This is a genomic window from Pseudomonas sp. SHLD1 (genome assembly GCF_028640935.1).
Lineage (GTDB): Bacteria > Pseudomonadota > Gammaproteobacteria > Pseudomonadales > Pseudomonadaceae > Chryseomonas > Chryseomonas aestiva.
The window spans coordinates 513,600-530,569 of sequence record NZ_JAQZAD010000023.1 but is presented as its reverse complement, the minus strand read 5'-3'; the positions used below and the strand labels follow the sequence as shown (position 1 = coordinate 530,569).

11 protein-coding genes, 1 other RNA gene and 1 pseudogene are annotated in these 16,970 nt (G+C 68.3%); 6 read left to right on the top strand and 7 right to left on the bottom strand.

Annotated elements, in window-relative coordinates; all coding sequences use genetic code 11:
- The first annotated feature begins 4 nt into the window (after positions 1 to 4).
- From PVZ77_RS18545 to PVZ77_RS18525, 5 genes are all read left to right on the top strand, one after another.
- Complete coding sequence (locus tag PVZ77_RS18545; protein WP_132831718.1) at positions 5 to 628, top strand: formate dehydrogenase subunit gamma; 624 nt, start codon at positions 5 to 7, stop codon at positions 626 to 628.
- 194 nt (positions 629 to 822) lie between these two features.
- Positions 823 to 1,740: a formate dehydrogenase accessory protein FdhE gene (gene fdhE / locus PVZ77_RS18540; RefSeq protein ID WP_273808001.1), complete on the top strand. Its 918-nt coding sequence runs from the start codon at positions 823 to 825 to the stop codon at positions 1,738 to 1,740.
- Between the two features lie 492 nt (positions 1,741 to 2,232).
- Entirely contained in the window at positions 2,233 to 4,500 is a 2,268-nt protein-coding gene (gene katG / locus PVZ77_RS18535) for a catalase/peroxidase HPI (protein ID WP_273808000.1), read from the top strand.
- Positions 4,501 to 4,729: 229 nt separating this feature from the next.
- Positions 4,730 to 8,725 carry a Pls/PosA family non-ribosomal peptide synthetase gene (locus PVZ77_RS18530; RefSeq protein ID WP_273807999.1) on the top strand — a complete coding sequence of 1,332 codons (3,996 nt, stop codon included), beginning with the start codon at positions 4,730 to 4,732 and terminating at the stop codon, positions 8,723 to 8,725.
- Positions 8,726 to 8,792: 67 nt separating this feature from the next.
- Positions 8,793 to 9,716 carry an SdiA-regulated domain-containing protein gene (locus PVZ77_RS18525; RefSeq protein ID WP_273807997.1) on the top strand — a complete coding sequence of 308 codons (924 nt, stop codon included), beginning with the start codon at positions 8,793 to 8,795 and terminating at the stop codon, positions 9,714 to 9,716.
- A 219-nt stretch (positions 9,717 to 9,935) separates the two neighbouring features.
- Here PVZ77_RS18525 and PVZ77_RS18520 read toward each other — a convergent pair whose 3' ends face one another.
- The 3 genes from PVZ77_RS18520 to PVZ77_RS18510 all read right to left on the bottom strand — a co-directional run bounded on the left by PVZ77_RS18520 (position 9,936) and on the right by PVZ77_RS18510 (position 11,815).
- On the bottom strand, positions 9,936 to 10,460 hold the full coding sequence (locus PVZ77_RS18520) for an ankyrin repeat domain-containing protein (protein ID WP_273807996.1): 525 nt from the start codon (positions 10,458 to 10,460) through the stop codon (positions 9,936 to 9,938).
- A gap of 125 nt (positions 10,461 to 10,585) precedes the next feature.
- Positions 10,586 to 10,662, bottom strand: a non-coding RNA gene (locus PVZ77_RS18515) — sX9 sRNA.
- A 61-nt stretch (positions 10,663 to 10,723) separates the two neighbouring features.
- Positions 10,724 to 11,815 carry a lipase gene (locus PVZ77_RS18510; protein ID WP_187980119.1) on the bottom strand — a complete coding sequence of 364 codons (1,092 nt, stop codon included), beginning with the start codon at positions 11,813 to 11,815 and terminating at the stop codon, positions 10,724 to 10,726.
- Between the two features lie 278 nt (positions 11,816 to 12,093).
- Between PVZ77_RS18510 and selA the strand changes: the two genes are divergently transcribed.
- Entirely contained in the window at positions 12,094 to 13,503 is a 1,410-nt protein-coding gene (gene selA / locus PVZ77_RS18505) for an L-seryl-tRNA(Sec) selenium transferase (RefSeq protein WP_273807995.1), read from the top strand.
- 153 nt (positions 13,504 to 13,656) lie between these two features.
- On the opposite strand, the gene phnE is transcribed toward selA, so the two are convergent.
- The 4 genes and pseudogenes from phnE to PVZ77_RS18485 form a co-directional block, all read right to left on the bottom strand.
- On the bottom strand, positions 13,657 to 14,388 hold the full coding sequence (phnE, locus tag PVZ77_RS18500) for a phosphonate ABC transporter, permease protein PhnE (protein WP_273808052.1): 732 nt from the start codon (positions 14,386 to 14,388) through the stop codon (positions 13,657 to 13,659).
- Between the two features lie 51 nt (positions 14,389 to 14,439).
- Positions 14,440 to 15,252, bottom strand: a pseudogene (locus PVZ77_RS18495) (PhnE/PtxC family ABC transporter permease); the annotation flags it as partial.
- Complete coding sequence (locus tag PVZ77_RS18490; protein ID WP_273807994.1) at positions 15,246 to 16,055, bottom strand: phosphonate ABC transporter ATP-binding protein; 810 nt, start codon at positions 16,053 to 16,055, stop codon at positions 15,246 to 15,248. The pseudogene PVZ77_RS18495 and the gene PVZ77_RS18490, both read right to left, overlap by 7 nt.
- Positions 16,052 to 16,900: a putative selenate ABC transporter substrate-binding protein gene (locus tag PVZ77_RS18485; protein WP_273807993.1), complete on the bottom strand. Its 849-nt coding sequence runs from the start codon at positions 16,898 to 16,900 to the stop codon at positions 16,052 to 16,054. Before PVZ77_RS18485 ends, PVZ77_RS18490 begins: the two co-directional genes overlap by 4 nt.
- Between the last annotated feature and the right edge of the window lie 70 nt (positions 16,901 to 16,970).

Sequence of the window (16,970 nt, the reverse complement as noted above, 5' to 3'; positions counted from 1 at the left end):
CGAGATGAAACCTGAAATCCAGCGTTACAACGCCAACGAGCGGACCAACCACTGGATCGTGGCGATCCTGTTCTTCATGGCCGGGCTGTCGGGGCTGGCGCTGTTCCACCCGGCGCTGTTTCCCCTGTCGAACCTGTTCGGCGGCGGCACCTGGACGCGCATCCTGCATCCCTTCATGGGCGTGGCGATGTTCGTGTTCTTCGCCTTCCTGGTGATCCGCTTCTGGCGGCACAACAAGATCGGTCGCGAAGACGCCCAGTGGCTCAAGCAGATCAACGACGTGCTGAACAACCGCGAGGAGAAGCTGCCGCCGATCGACAAGTACAACCCCGGGCAGAAGATCCTGTTCTGGGTACTGCTGGCCTGCATGCTGGTCCTGCTGGTCAGCGGCGTGGTCATCTGGCGGCAGTACTTCGCCCACCTGTTCCCCATCCCGGTGATCCGCCTGGGCGCCCTGGCCCATGCCGTCGCCGCCTTCGTGCTGGTGCTGTCGATCATCGTGCACATCTATGCCGGGATCTGGATCAAGGGTTCGGTGACCGCGATGATGACCGGCTGGGTGAGCCGGGCCTGGGCCAAGAAGCACCACTCGCTGTGGTACGAGAAGGTCACCCGCGAGAAGAAGTGAGGTGTCTCTGCTGTTGGGCTTCGCTGCGCTCAACCCAACCTACGGATGAGGGGCGCGGGCTTTCTCCCGCGCACCGATCTGACCCCCTCTCCCTCCGGGAGAGGGGGTGGGGTGAGGGCAGCGGAGCCCAACCTCCCGACCCGCCCGCTATCCTGAATCCTCTATCTTCCACCGTTCTGCTAAGGAGCCCTGCCATGGCGGGCCAGATCCTCGAGCCCGGCGAAATCGAAGCCGCGGCCGTCAATCCCGATTTCATCCTGCTGCCCGGTGGCGAGCTGTTCGGCTATCGCGCCGACCGCCTGCGCCTGCTGGCCGCCGGCAATGCGCTGAGTGACTACCTGCTGCTGATGGCCGAGCTTTGCGAAGCCCAGCAAGGGGTCTTCGACCGCCTCGCCCCCCTGCCGCTGGACGAGGCGCGCAGCGCCCAGAGTCTGCAGCATGGTCTGCCACCCCTGGGTTACGACACCCTGGTCCGCGAAGGCGACTGGTTGCCCGCGCTGGATGCCCTGCTGGAGACCCTCACGCTCGCCCAGGCGCCGGTGCGGGCCGCCCTGGACGAGTTGCGCCAGGCCGATGCCGGCCAGCGCAAGGCCTGGGCCATCGCCCTGCTGGCCGGCAGCTACGAGCTGGTGCCCGCTGGCGTGGTGCCCTTTCTCGGCGCCGCCCTGCAGGTGGCCTGGACCCACTGGCTGCAGCGCAGTGACTTCACCGCCCTGCGCGAACAGGGTAGCCAGACGTCCTGCCCCTGCTGCGGTGCGCCGCCCATGGCCGGCATCATCCATCACCTGGGCAAGGCCAATGGCCTACGGTATCTCACCTGCTCGCTGTGCGCCTGCGAGTGGCACTTCGTGCGGGTCAAGTGCAGCCACTGCGAGACTGGCAAGGGCCTGGGCTACTACTCCCTGAGCACCGACGACGCCAACGCCCAGAAGGCCCCGTTGCGCGCCGAGACCTGTGCCCACTGCAAGACCTACCTCAAGCACCTCTATCGCGACCATGACGCCCGCAGCGAACCCCTGTCCGCCGATCTCGCCAGCCTGGCGCTGGACGTGCGCCTGGCAGAAGAGGGTTACGAGCGCCACGCGCCCAATCTGCTGTTCGCCCCGGGCTAGACCGGGCAGGGCGACCGCCCGGGGCAGGGCGGTCGCTGCCTCTGTTTCCGCCTAGGGCGGTCTGCTCCGCCCGGGCCTCTTTAGGCGCGCGCTCCCCGGTTGCGCTTCGTGAAGCCAAGCCGCGCGAACCTCGGCGAAGCGGTCGCCAACGTTGCTTATCGCGCCAAGAGTCGCTCGAGGATGCCTTGTCACCTCCGGGTCATCTTGCAGAGCCAGTCTATCGCGGGGCACAAAACCTTCTATCACGCCGGGCAGCGAAGCCGTCTAGTATGGAGATTGCGCCGATTCGTCGGTGTGCCCATCTGATGAGGGGATAACAATGACCGCAACGTCCGCTTCGCCCATGGTGGGGCTCTACCCGGAGCCGGCTCGACGCCGGCTTCGGCGCCTGTCGAGCCCCTAGGCCGACGCGACCGGAACCACGCCTTCTGCAGGCCGTGCTGCTGTCGCGGCTGACAACCGGATGAACAAGACCCTGAGGTAGCCAAGAAGATGTCGACCGAATCCAAGTGCCCGTTCAATCACGCCGCCGGCGGTGGTACCACCAACAAGGATTGGTGGCCGAATCAGCTCAATCTCAACTTCCTGCACCAGCATTCCTCGCTCTCCGATCCCATGGGCGAGGAGTTCGACTACGCCACCGAATTCAAGAGCCTGGACCTCGAAGCGGTAAAGGCCGACCTGCGCGCCGTGATGACCGATTCCCAGGACTGGTGGCCGGCCGACTTCGGCCACTACGGCCCGCTGTTCGTGCGCATGGCCTGGCACAGCGCCGGCACCTATCGCGTCGGTGATGGCCGTGGCGGCGCCGGTCAGGGTCAGCAGCGCTTCGCGCCGCTCAACAGCTGGCCGGACAACGTCAGCCTGGACAAGGCGCGCCGGCTGATCTGGCCGGTCAAGCAGAAGTACGGCCGCAAGATCTCCTGGGCCGACCTCATCGTCCTCACCGGCAACGTCGCCCTGGAATCCATGGGCTTCAAGACCTTCGGCTTCTCCGGCGGGCGCCAGGACGTCTGGGAACCGGACGATGCGGTGTTCTGGGGTTCGGAAACCGTCTGGCTGGGTGGCGACGTCCGCTACGGCGCCCACAAGAAGATGGAGCAGCCCGGTGACGGTGTGCTGACCGCCCAGCCCGAGCAGCATCCGGTGGAGCACAGTCGCAACGACAATCCGCAGCGCACCCTGGAAAATCCTCTGGGCGCGGTGCAGATGGGCCTGATCTACGTGAACCCCGAAGGCCCGGACGGCAATCCCGATCCGGTGGCCTCGGCCCACGACATCCGCGAAACCTTTGGCCGCATGGCCATGAACGATGAGGAAACCGTCGCCCTCATCGCCGGCGGCCACGCCTTCGGCAAGACCCATGGCGCCGGGCCCGCCACCAGCGTCGGTGCCGAGCCGGAAGCGGCCGACCTCGAACAGCAGGGCCTCGGCTGGCACAACAGCTATGGCACCGGCAAGGGCGCCGACACCATCACCAGCGGCCTCGAAGTGACCTGGACCTCCACGCCCACCCGCTGGAGCAACGAGTACTTCGAGAACATGTTCAAGTTCGAGTGGGAGCTGTTCAAGAGTCCGGCCGGCGCCCACCAGTGGCGACCGAAGGACGGCGCCGGTGCCAATGCCGTGCCCGATGCCCACGATTCCAGCAAGCGTCACCAGCCGACCATGCTCACCTCGGACCTGGCACTGCGCTTCGATCCGGCCTACGAGAAGATCTCCCGCCGCTTCCTGGAAAATCCGGACCAGCTGGCCGATGCCTTCGCCCGTGCCTGGTTCAAGCTGACCCACAGGGACATGGGCCCCCTGGCCCGCTACCTCGGCCCGGAAACCCCGGCCGAAGAACTGCTGTGGCAAGACCCGCTGCCCAAGGCCGCAGGCGCGCCCCTGGGCGAGGCCGAGGTCAAGGTGCTCAAGGACAAACTGGCCGCGTCCGGCCTGAGCGTGTCCGAACTGGTCGGCACCGCCTGGGCGGCTGCCTCCACCTTCCGTGGTTCCGACAAGCGCGGCGGGGCCAATGGCGGCCGTCTGCGCCTGGCGCCGCAAAAGGACTGGGAGGTCAACCAGCCGGCGCAACTGGCCAAGGTGCTGGGGGTGCTGGAAGGCATCCAGCACGCTTTTCAAAGCGAGGGCCAGGGCAGGCAGGTCTCCATCGCCGACCTGATCGTGCTGGCTGGTAGCGTCGGGGTGGAAAAGGCCGCCCAGGCGGCGGGTCACTCGATCAGCGTGCCCTTCACCCCAGGTCGCGTGGATGCCTCCCAGGAGCAGACCGATGTGCATTCCTTCGGGCATCTGGAGCCCTGGGCCGATGGCTTCCGCAACTATGTGGGCGGGGAATTCAAGGTCAAGCCGGAATTCCTGCTGGTGGACAAGGCGCACCTGCTGAACCTGACCGCGCCCGAGTTGACGGTGCTGCTGGGCGGCCTGCGCGTGCTGGACATCAACGTAGGCGGCGCCAAGCACGGCGTCTTCACCCAGCGGCCGCAGACCCTGACCAACGACTTCTTCGTCAACCTGCTGGACATGGCCACCGAATGGAAGGCCACCGGTCCGGACAAGGCCACGTTCGAAGGTCGCGATCGCCAGACCGGTGCGGTGAAGTGGACCGGTACCCGGGTCGATCTGGTGTTCGGCTCCCACGCCCAGCTGCGGGCGCTGAGCGAGGTCTACGGCAGTGCCGACGCCCTGGAGAAGTTCGTCAAGGACTTCGTCAAGGTCTGGACCAAGGTGATGGAACTGGATCGTTTCGATCTGCGCTGATCGCCATGCGGTAATTGAAAACGCCTCCCTCGGGAGGCGTTTTTTTTGGCCTCGCCAGCGAACCGCCGTCCATCGCCGATCAGTGGAGAATCAATGACAGGCGCAGTTCAGAGCTGTTCCGGCGTCTGCGGCGCGAGGGCCCGCCAGCCTTAAGCAAACCCTAAGCGCCCCTTAAGGAGCGCGTAACCCGGGAGCTACACACTGCGCCAAACACCCAGAGGCTGTCCCCATGGAAGCGCTTGCCGAACTCTCCCTCAGTCTGGTCGAAGGCCCCATCCGCCCCGATCTGTGCCGCGATGAAGTCCTCGCCGATCTGTTCGAGGCCACCGCGGCGCGGGCGCCGGAGCGGCCCGCCCTGCTCGAAGGCGAGCGCAGCCTGAGCTATGGTGAACTGAACGCCTGGGCCGATCGCGCCGCGTCGCGGCTGCTGGCGGCTGGCGCCGGGCCTGGCCGCGTGGTCGGCCTCTGGCTGCCGCGCGGTATCGAGCTGCTGGTGATGCAGTTGGCCATCGCCAAGACCGGCGCCGCCTGGCTGCCCTGCGATGCCGAAACCCCGGCCGATCGCGTGGCCCTGTGCCTGGAGGATGCCCAGGCGGTGGGCGTGATCACCGGGGCGCCCTTCGCCGATCTGCTGGCGCGTCCCGGGCTTGGCTGCTGGACCCCCGACGAGCTGGGCGTCGCCTTGGCTCAGGGCGAGACCCTGCGCCGGCGTGGCCAGGTCTCCCCGGACCACCTGGCCTACCTGATCTACACCTCCGGCTCCACCGGCAAGCCCAAGGGCATCGGCATTCGTCAGGACAGCATCTGCCACTTCCTGCGTAGCGAGAATTCGCTGCTCGGCATAGAGGCCGGCGATCGGGTCTATCAGGGTTTCTCGGTGGCCTTCGACATGTCCTTCGAAGAGATCTGGATCAGCTACCTGGTGGGCGCCACCCTCTGGCTGGCACCGCGCGAGATCACCGCCGACCCCGAGGCCCTGGCCCGCGCCCTGACCGCCAATCGCATCAGCGTGCTGCACGTGGTACCGACCCTGCTGGCGCTGTTGCCGGAAGACGTCCCCAGCCTGCGCCTGATCAACCTCGGCGGCGAGATGTGCCCCGAACCCCTGGTGGCGCGCTGGAGTCGGCCGCAGCGGCGGCTGTTCAATACCTATGGCCCGAGCGAGGCCACTGTCTCGGCGAGTCTGGCGCACCTGCAACCGGGCGAGCCGGTGACCATTGGCCGGCCGCTGCCCAACTACAGCCTGCTGGTGGTGCACGCCGATGCCAGCCAGCCGCTGGCGCTGCTGCCGCGCGATCAGGTGGGCGAACTCTGCATCACCGGTCCGGGCGTGGCCGATGGCTACCTCGGGCGGCCGGAACTGACCGCCGAGAAATTCCTGCCCAATCCCTGGAGCACCGGCAGCCACGACCTCAAGCTCTATCGCACCGGCGATCTGGCACGGGTCGACGAACACGGCCAGGTGCACTGCCTGGGCCGCGTCGACGACCAGGTCAAGATCCGCGGCTATCGGGTCGAGCTGGGCGAGATCGAAGCCACCCTGGCGCGGCAACCCGGCGTCGGTACCGTGGCCGTGGTGCTGCGCGAAGAGGGCGGCGTGGAGCAACTGGTGGCCTTCCTGGTCGGCGATGGCGGTCCGCTGCCGCGCAGCGACCTGCTGCGGACCGAGCTGGCCGGCTGCCTGCCGCTGTACATGGTGCCCAGCCGCTTCGAGTGGCTCGGCGAGATGCCGCGGCTGAACTCCGGCAAGATCGACCGCAAGCAACTGCGAGCCCGGCCCCTAGCCATTGCCGTGGTGGCGCCGGTCACTCCGGCCAGTGGCGCCCTGGGTGCGCTGCTGGCGGCCACCGCCGAGCTGTTTCCCGGTCAGCCCCTGCACGCCGAGATGGATTTCTTCGACGACCTGGGCGGGCACTCGCTGTTTGCCGCTCGCCTGGTCTCGCGCCTGCGCCAGGACCCGCGCTATGCCAGCGCCACGGTCAAGGCGGTCTATGCCGGCCGCACCCTGGGCGCCATTGCCGAGGCCCTGGAGGCGGATGCCGCCGAGGCGGGCACGGCGACGATCACCGAGGCCTGGGCGCCGCCCAGCCGCTGGCGACGCTGGCGCTGTGGCCTGGCCCAGGCGGTGGCCCTGCCGCCGCTCCTGACCCTGCGCCTGGGCCGCTGGCTGGCACCCTTCCTGGCCTTTCCGCTGCTGATCCATTCCGGTACCGCGCTGCCCCTGGCCATGCTGACCGCCCTGAGTCTGTTCGTCCTGGCCATCGGCCTGGAATTCGCCGTGGCCCTGCTGGGCAAGCGCCTCACCGGTCGCCTGCAGCCCGGTCGCTATCCGCTGTGGGGCCTGACCTACTACCGCTGGTGGCTGGGTGAGCGCTTCCTCGCCCTGGCGCCGGCCTACCTGCTCAATGGTTCGCCCCTGGCCCGTGGCTGGCTACGGCTGCTGGGCGCCCAGGTCGGCGCCGAGGCCTTCGTCGGCACCCTGACCCTGCGCGTCCCCGAGTTGCTGACCCTGGGGCAGGGCGCCAGCCTGGGCAACGGCGTCAACTTCGAAAACGCCCGGGTGCTGCGCGGTGAACTGCTGCTCGGCGCCGTGACCCTGGGTCGCGAGGCCCAGGTCGGCTCCTATGCCATCCTCGAAGGCGACACCGCCCTCGGTGACGGTGCGCGCCTGCAGGCCCAATCCGCCCTGCGCAGCGGCCAGCGCATCCCGGCCGGACGCAACTGGGGCGGTGCGCCGGCCCATGACCAGGGCGCCGCCGGTGCCCGCGTCCTGCCGCCGGCCCCGGTATCCCGTGCCCAGCGCGCCGTGCTGAAGGGACTCTATGCCGTCAGTGGCCTGGTGGTCTCGGTGCTGTTCTTCATGCCGCTGTTTCCCCTGGCGCTGCTGATCGACGAACTGGAAAGCTTCGGTGGACTGCCCTGGTGGCACACCTCTTCGCTGCTGCTCGATGCCCTGCAATACGGCGTACTGGCCCTGCCGCTGGGCGTGGTCAGCGTCGCCCTGACCCTGCTTGGCTGCGCCCTGGCACGGCGGTTGATCCTGCCGCGGCTGGAAGAAGGCCAGTGGTCGATCGACAGCCTCTTCTACTGGCGCAAGTGGCTGGCCAACCTGATCCAGGAGTCGGCGCTGCAGAGTCTGCAAGGCCTCTATGCCACGGTCTATTCGGCGCTCTGGTATCGCCTGCTGGGTGCCCGGGTCGGCCGTGATGCGGAGATTTCCACCGCCCAGGGCCCGGTCTCCTCGCTGCTGGAACTGGGCGCCGAGACCTTTATCGCCGATGCCGTGATGCTCGGGGACGAACAGGTCGCCCAGGGCTGGATGACCCTCAGGCGCACCTCCATCGCCCGCCGCAGTTTCGTCGGCAACGGTGCCTATGTCGCCGACGGCTGCCACCTCCCCGAAGACGCCCTGATCGGTGTCCTGGGTCGGCTCGACGAAGGCGTGCCCCTGCGCCAGGGCGAAACCTGGCTCGGCTCGCCGGCGGTCCGGCTGCCGGCGCGGGAGACCCTGACCGGCTACCCGGAAAGCCTGACCTTCCGCCCGGCACCCTGGCGCCGGGTGGCGCGTGGCCTGATCGAGGCCCTGCGCATCGTGCTGCCCACCGGCTTCACCGTCGCCGCCGGCTGCGCCATCGCCGAAGCCCTGGTGCCGCTGTGGCAGGCCGGCGCCTGGCTGCCACTGCTCGGCGAGACCCTGCTGGCCGGCAGCGCCTTCGCCCTTGCCAGCTTCGGGGTGGTGCTGGGGCTCAAGTGGCTGGTGGTCGGTCGTTATCGCCCGCGCTCGGCGCCCATGTGGACCTTTTTCGTCTGGCGCAGCGAAGCCATCACCAGCCTCTACGAAACCCTGGCGGTGCCCAATCTGCTCGGCACCCTGCGCGGTACGCCCTGGCTGCCGCTGGCGCTGCGCCTGCTCGGCGCCCGCCTGGGGCGCGGCACCTACCTGGATACCACCGACCTCACCGAATTCGACTGCGTGCGCCTCGGTGACCATGGCGAACTCAATGCATTGGCCGGGCCCCAGACCCACCTGTTCGAAGACCGGGTGATGAAGGTGGGCGAAGTCGAGCTGGGAGCCGGGGTCAACCTGGGGCCGCGCAGCGTGGTGCTCTATGGCGCCCGCGTCGGCGACGACGTGGAGCTGGGTCCGCTGTCGCTGGTGATGAAGGGCGAAACCCTGCCGGGTCGCTCGCGCTGGGAGGGCAACCCCGTTCAGCCTCGGCGCTAGGACTGTCATACAACCATAAAGACAGCCCCGGATACTCCGCCCCGTACAACAATGACGGGGCAAGGCGATGACGGCGTGGGTACGACGGATCAGGATCGGACGGGCCGGCTGGCTGCTGGCCCTGGCGCTGCTGCTGGCATTGGGGGTGACCCAGGGTCTGCGCAGCAGCCATCTGGACAGTCAATTGCTGTTCTGGCTCGGCCAGCAGTGGCAGAGCGAACCCCGAACCTCCCTGGAACTCGGTCGCTACCGGGTGGCGGTGGAAGCCAGGCCGGTGGCCGGCGTCACCGAGAATCTGTCCGACCTCAGCTATGACCCGGAGCGGGATCGGCTCTGGGCGGTGGTCAACAATCCGCCGGAATTGCTGGCGCTGAGCCGGGACGGCGAGCTGCTGCAACGCCATCGCCTGGAAGGCTTCGACGACGTCGAAGGCGTGACCTATCTGGGCAACGACCGCCTGCTGCTGGCGGAAGAGGGCGCCAACGCCCTGACCCTGGTAGGTATCCCCGAAGGAGACGACGTACTCAGGCGCAAGGACTACCGCAGCCTGACCCTGGATCTCTTCCCCCGCGCCAACCAGGGCTTCGAGGGCCTGGACTACGATGCCGCCCGCGATCGCCTGTTCGTGGTCAAGGAGCACTCGCCGCGCAAGCTCTATGAAATCCGTGGCCTGCTCAGGAGCTTCGACGGCGACTTCGCCCTGCGCATCATCGATCGCCAGGCCTGGCTGGACCAGGCGCCCAGCACCGGCGACCTGTCCGCGGTCCATGTCGACCGCCGCACCGGCCACCTGCTGCTGCTCAGCGACGAGTCGCGGGTGCTGATCGAACTCGACGACCAGGGCCATACCCTGGATACCCGTTCCCTGGTGGCGCCCTTCGGCGGCCTGTCACGACGCATCCGCCAGCCCGAAGGCGTCACCCTGGATACGGCCGGCAACCTCTATGTGGTCAGCGAGCCCAACCTGTTCTATCGCTACCAGAAGCGCTAAGAGCCTGTTCAAAGCCTGCTGCGCGTCGGCCAAACGGCGTTGAAAATGCCCTGGAAGGCCAGCCCCGCCTGGGCGGCCCCGTCGCAATGCTCATTTACCACTCGTAAACTCGCGCGCGAGCCCGGTCGAGCGCGAGTCCGATCCGCTTCCTCAGGCATTTTCGCGGGGCCGCCTAGGCCTTGTTTGTCTCTAGCTCGCGAGCCTTCGAATAGGCTCTTATCAGACGCCGCCCAGTCGCTCCAGCACGGCGGGGGTATCCTTGGCGCCCATGGCGCGGGCCACGCTCAGCGCCGTGTTGCCGGCGGCGTCCCGGGCCTTGGGGTCGGCGCCGCGGGCGACCAGCAGTTCCACCATCTGCACATGATTGAACATGGCCGCCATCATCAGCGCGGTCTTACCGTCGGGCATGGCGCCCTCCACGGCGGCGCCGTGCTCCAGCAGCAGTTCGGCCATCGGCAGGTTGTTCTTGAAGGCCGCCCCGGCCAGCGGCGACTGGCCCATGTCGTTGGCCAGATTCGGATCGGCCCGGTGCTCCAGCAGGACGCGACTGGCCTCCAGGTGACCGTGGTAGCTGGCCAGCATCAGCAGGCTGTCGCCCTTGTGGTTGCGCAGATTGGGCGTCAGCCCCTTCTCCAGCACCAGGGCCAGCACCTCGGCATTGCCGGTGCGCGCGAGGTTGAACACCTCGGTGGCGAATTCCTGGGCTTCTTCATCGGTCATGCGCTGGGGACCCTCTGCGGTCATGGTGCTCTCCTGGACTAAGGCGGGCGGGACCTTCTGGATCCCGGGCGATAGGAGGGCAGACCCGAACGGCAGGGGGGAGTTCTCCCGCGGCGGCGAAAGAAGACCGCCGCGCGAAGGCGTGAGTCGGTTATAAAACGTCGCGAGCGGTTGTCAGACAGGTGTGTGCGGCGCGCAGGAACCGGAGTGTACGAGAGTAGTACATGAGGATTCCGAGCACCGCACGTGCCTGTATGGCGGACGCGCAGTAGTTTTATAAGCGGCTCTCAGCCGAAGGTCGCGTGGGTCTCGGCGAAGGCCTGCAACTCCGCCACGCTGTAGTTGCCGACCATCAGCACCGGGCCATGGGCCGTACCGATCTGCGCGGGTAGGGTGTCGAGAAAACCCCCGGTAGGGGTCACCCCGAGGTTGGTGTATTCGGCGGCCGGCAGATGGAATTCGGCGATCAGGCGCGCCGCTTCGGCGATCCCGGCGGCCACGCTGACTGGATGCAGGGCGGCCCCCAGCGGATTGACCTGGCCACCGTTGTCGCCGCTGAACAGGTGGCCGACCTTGGCTGCCGCCTGGGTCAGGTCGTGCTGGTCGGCCTGGGCGCCGATCAGGAACAGCGAACCATAGTGCGGCAGGCTGCCGCCGCCCTCGGCCTGGCTGACGAAGCTGGGCGCGAAGGGCTGCTCGCCGCGGATGTCGGAGCTGTAGTTGGCCACCGGATCGCCGAGGGTGACCACATTGACGAAGTTGCCTCCGTGACCCGCCGCGTGCGCATCGCGGGGAATGCCCGAGGCCTCGAAGCTGATGCCGCCAAGACCGGTCTGCTGGGCGACGTAGGCCGCCGAGATGCCGCCCAGGGAGTGGCCGGTGACGAAGATGTCCTGGGTGCCATAGCCCTGCTTGGCCGCCGCCTCGATCACCTGGTGGGCGAAGTCCAGCGACTGGCGCTGGGCGCTGGAGACCTGCTGGCCGAGGATCTGCAGATCGCTCAGCAGGCCACCGGCGGTGGACAGGGGATCGATCAGCAGATTCTCGCCTCTGGTCGTGCCGGCATAGCTGATGAGCACCTGGTTCTCGGCGGTGATCCAGGTGTGGGCCGTCGCGCCGTTGAGCGAGTTGTGCAGCGTCAGCTGCTGGCCATCGACCAGGAACGGCCGCATGCCGTCGGGCGTGCCACCCAGCACGTACTCGCTGATGGCGCCGTTGAGGAATTCGCTGACTGTGGGGGTGCTGGCCGAACTGGTCTGCGCCAGCGGCGTGACCGCGGCGCTCTTCAGCGTGTGCAGGTAGGTAAAGTTGCCGAGGCTGACGATGTCGCTGTTGTCGAGCAGGCCATCGCTGGCCCAGGGGGAGGTTTTCTTGGACATGACGGCACCCTTGTTATTGTCGTGAGGTGGACGCGGTGGCCAGGGCCTTCCACGCCAGGACCACGATAGGCGCCAGGGAAAAGCCCGCGAAAACCATCCTAGGACGGGCTCTGGCACGCGGCAAACCGGGAACCCGGGGGTCATTTTCGGACGCCCCGGGTCCGGGTTCGGGCCACCCCACGCCGGGACGGGCCAGGTCTGCGGTAGCGCGGCGCGCCCTGGTCGACCCGCCGCGGGTTCGGGCTACACTGGGGGTCGAATCGATCCAAGAGGCTCCCATGACCGCCATTCGCCTGCCGTCCATCGACCGCCTGCTGCGCCATCCCGCTTCGCGTCCGCTGGAGGAGCGCCACGGTCGCGAGCTGGTCCTTGGCGGTTATCGTTCGCTGCTGGACGATCTGCGCGACGCCCTGAGAGCCGGCACCCTGACCGCCGTGGAGGTGGAGGAAGGCGTGCTGGCCGGTCGCCTGGGCGAGCGCCTGGCGTTGCACAGCCAGCCGCGGGTGCGGCGGGTGTTCAATCTCACCGGCACGGTGCTGCACACCAACCTGGGACGGGCGCTGCTGGCGGAAGAGGCGATCGCCGCGGTGACCGAGGCCGCGCGTCAGCCGATGAATCTGGAATTCGACCTGGCCACCGGCAAGCGCGGCGATCGCGACGACCTGGTTGCCGACCTGGTGCGCGAACTCACCGGCGCCGAGGCTGTGACCGTTGTCAACAACAACGCCGCGGCGGTCCTGCTGGCCCTGCATGCCATAGGGGCCCGCAAGGAAGGGGTGCTGTCCCGCGGCGAGCTGATCGAGATCGGCGGTGCCTTCCGCATCCCCGACATCATGGCCCGCGCCGGGGTCAAGCTGGTGGAGGTGGGCACCACCAACCGCACCCATGCCCGCGACTACGAAGCCGCCATCGGCCCGCGTACCGCGCTGCTGATGCGGGTGCACACCAGCAACTACAGCGTCCAGGGCTTTACCGCCAGCGTGGCCACGGCGGAGCTGGCCGCCATTGCCCGCGCCCATAACGTCCCCCTGCTGGAAGACCTCGGCAGCGGCACCCTGGTGGACCTGACCCGTTGGGGGCTGCCCGCCGAACCCACGGTTCAGCAGGTGCTGCGCGATGGCGCGGACCTGGTGACCTTCAGTGGCGACAAGCTGCTCGGCGGCCCCCAGTGCGGCCTCATCGTCGGTCGCCGTGACCTCATCGAGCGCATCAAGAAGAATCCGCTCAAGCGGGCGTTGCGGGTCGACAAGCTGACCCTGGCCGCCCTGGAAGCGACCCTCGCGCTCTATCGCGATCCGGATCGACTGGCCGAACGGTTGCCCAGCCTGCGCCTGCTATCCCGCCCGGCCGAGGCCATCACCGCCCAGGCCGAGCGGCTGCTGCCGGCCTTCGCCGCCGTGCTGGGCGCGACCTATGCGGTCAGCGTGGAGCCGGCGCTGGGCATGATCGGCAGTGGCGCCCAGCCGGTGGCACGGCTGCCCGGGGCGGCGCTGTGCTGTCGCCCCCAGGTCAGCAAGCGCCTGCGTGGGCGCGCCCTGCGGCAATTGGAAGAGGGCCTGCGCCAGCTACCCATTCCGGTGGTGGGGCGCATCGATGCCGATGCGCTCTGGCTGGATCTGCGTCAGCTCGACGACGAAGCCGCCTTTCTGGCGCAGTTGCCAGCGCTGCTGCTGCCAGAGATTCGTTAAGAGTCTGTTCAAAGGCTCGCGAGCTAGAGGCAAACAAGGCCTAGGCGGCCCCGCGAAAATGACTGAGGAAGCGGAGTTTATATAGGATAAATGAGCATTCCGAAGGCATTTTTAACGCAGTTTGGCCGACGCGTAGCAGCCTTTGAATAGGCTCTAACGAACGACCCAGCGCTGCCGGGCCCAATTGCTCAGCCCATCCACGCCCAGCACCAGCACCAGCATGCCGAGGATCACGGTGGCGGCCTGGGCCTGCTGGAACAGGCTCAGGCTGAAGTACAGCTGCTGCCCCAGGCCGCCGGCGCCGACGAAGCCGAGGATGCTGGCCATGCGGATGTTGTTTTCCCAGCGATAGAGCACGTAGGCCAGCAACTGTGGCCAGACCGCCGGCAGGGTGCCGTAGAGAAAGGCCGCCAGCGCGCCACTGCCGGCCAGGCGAATGGCCTCGGCGGGCGCCTTGGGGGTGTTTTCCAGGGCTTCGGCGAACAGCCGGCCGAGTACCCCGGCGGTATGCAGGGCCAGGGCCAGGGTCCCGGCGTTGGGTCCCAGGCCGGCGGCTAGCACCATCAGCGCCGCCCAGACCAGTTCCGGCACGGCGCGCAGGGCATTGAGCAGCAGCCGCGCCAGCGCCAAGGCGCCCAGGCCCAGGCGACCGGCCGCCGGCAGCGCCAGCAGGATGCCGAGCAGCCCGGCGAGCAGGGTGCCCAGGGCCGACATGGCCAGGGTCTCCACCGCGCCGTGGGCCACGGCCGATAGCTGGGTAACCGAGAAGTCCGGCTTGAGAAAATCGGCCAGGAAGCTGCCCATCTGCGCCAGGGCGCGCGTGCTCAGCAATTCGCCGAAGGCGGTACCCAGGTAGCTGGCGGACGCCACCAGGGCGGCGCCCATGGCCAGCACCGTCAGAGCGCCGCGGCCGCCGCCCTGACTGCGCTCCACCTGGCGCAGCAGGCGACTGAGCACATCGGCCAGGAGCACCAGCACCAGGAAGGTCAGCAGCAGGCTGGCCACCTCGCCACCGGCGAACATGCGCAGCGACAGGTCCACCTGCTGACCGAGACCGCCGGCACCGACGAAGCCCATCACCACCGAGGCGCGGATGGCGCATTCCCAGCGGTAGACGCTGTAGGAAATCATCTCGCCCGCGGCATTGGGCAGCACGCCATAGACGAAGGCCTGCAGGCGACCGGCGCCCTGCAGCAGCAGAGCCCGCGCCGGGCGGGGATCGACCGATTCGAAGATCTCCGCATAGACCTTGCCCAGCATGCCGCCGTAGGTGATGGCGATGGCCAGCACCCCGGCGGTGGGACCCAGGCCTACGGCGCGGACGAACAGCAGCGCCCAGACGATCTCCGGCACGCTGCGCAGGACGATCAGCACCCCGCGGACCAGGCCGCGGAGCAGGCGCGGCAAGCGGCCTGGACGTCCGCCGCGGGGCAGGGCGGAGATCGACAGCACGCGAGTGGCGAGCAGAGCGGCGGGCAGGGCGATCAGCGCCGCCAGGGCCATGCCCAGGGTGGCGATGGCCAGGGTTTCCAGGGTGGCGCGCCCGAGCACGGCGAGAAAGTCGGCGTCATGGGCGGGTGGCCAGAAGCCGGCGAGAAAGTTGCCCATGGTGCGGGCGTTGTCGCCGGTGAAGAGTCCGAAGAGATCGAACTCCGCCAGGCGCAGCGTCGGCCAGGCCAGCAGCAGGGCCAGCAGGGTGAGCAGCAGACGGGGCCGGGCGGCCGGGTCCTGGCGGGGCGAGGTCAGCATCGCGGCAGGTCGAGCGGCGTCTCGGCCGGGGCCGGTGCGGCGGGCGCCAGTGTGGCGCTCAGCCCCTCGTTGGCATAGAGCGCGGCGAGATCGGCCGGGGTGACGGCGCTCGCGGGTTTGTCCCACAGCAAGCGGCCGGCCCGTAGGCCGAGGATGCGTGGAAAGCGCTGCAACGCCAGCTCCACATTGTGCAGGCTGGTGACCAGGGTGGTGCCCTGGCGCGCCGCGGCGTCGCTCAGCACCTCCAGGGTATGGCCGGCCAGCACCGGGTCCATGGCCGACACGGGTTCGTCGGCGAGCAGCAGCTGCGGCTGCTGATAGAGCGCCCGGGCGATGCCGATGCGCTGCAGCTGGCCACCGGACAGCTGATCGCAGGAGGAATAGAGGCGATCGGCGAGATCCAGCGGCGCCAGGGCGGCGGCGGCGCCGTCACGATCCAGCGGATGCACCAGGCTGACCAGGCTGCGCGCCAGCGACCACTGGCCGAGGCGTCCGGCCAGTACCGCGGTGATGACGCGCTGGCGCGCCGGCAAGGGCGGCGCCTGATGGATGAGGCCGATGCGGGCGCGCAACTGGCGCCGCGCGCGGTTGCCCAGGCTCCAGGGCTCCTGGCCGAGCAGCTCCAGCTCACCCGCGATCGGTCGCAGGCCGGTGGCCAGCAGGCGCAACAGGCTGGTCTTGCCCGCCCCGGACGGGCCGATCAGCGCGACCTGCTCACCCTGTTGCAGGCTGAGGTCGAGATCGGCCAGGGCGGGCGAGCCGTCGGCGTGTACCAGCGTCACGCCCCTGAGGGCGAGACTCACTTGAGCAGGCCGGCTGCCAGGGCGGAAGCCTCGATGCTCTTGTAGTTGTCCGGCGAGGTCGGCACGAAGCGGCTGGCCGCCTGCAGGTCGAGGATCGCCTTGTCGGCCGGCTTGGCCGGATCCAGGTCGAGGAAGGCCTGCTTGATCTTGGCCGCCAGTTGCGGATCCAGATTGCCGCGCACCGTCCAGTTGTAGTCGTAGTAGGTCGGGGTCGTGGAGATGACCCGGACCTTGCTGGTATCGACCTTGCCGGCGTCGACCAGCTTCTTCCACACCGAGGCATTGAGCACGCCGGCATCGGCCTTGCCCGCGGCGACCCAGGCGACGGTGGCGTCATGGGCGCCGGAATAGGCCACCCGCGAGAAGAACTGCTCGGGGACGATGCCCTCCTGCTGCATGAAGTAGCGCGGCATCAGGCTGCCCGAGGTGGAAGAGACCGAACCGAAGGCGAAGGTCTTGCCCTTGAGGTCCTGCAGGGTCTTCACGGCCGGGTCGGCGGTGATGAATTTGCTGGTGAATTTTTGATCTTCTTCGCGCTGCACCAGGGGGATCATCGGCGCCTTGCGCTGCGCCTGGACGAAGGTGAAGCCGCCGAACCAGGCCAGGTCCAGGCGATCCGAGGCCATGGCTTCCACCACGCCGGCATAGTCGGACACCGGGACGAATTTCACCGGCATGCCCAGGCGCTGCTCCAGGTATTCACCCAGCGGCTTGAACTTGCGGATCAGCTCGGTGGGCGCCTCGTCGGGAATGGCCGAGACGCGCAGTTCGGCGGCGGCGTGGGAGAGCAGGGACGTCAGGGACAGGGCCAGGCCTGCTGCCAGGGCCAGCGAACGCTTGAGCATGGGTTTCTCCGGTTCAATAGCGGAAAAAAAGGGGCTGCAGTATAGGGGGTGGCGCTGTTTTGCGCAGCTG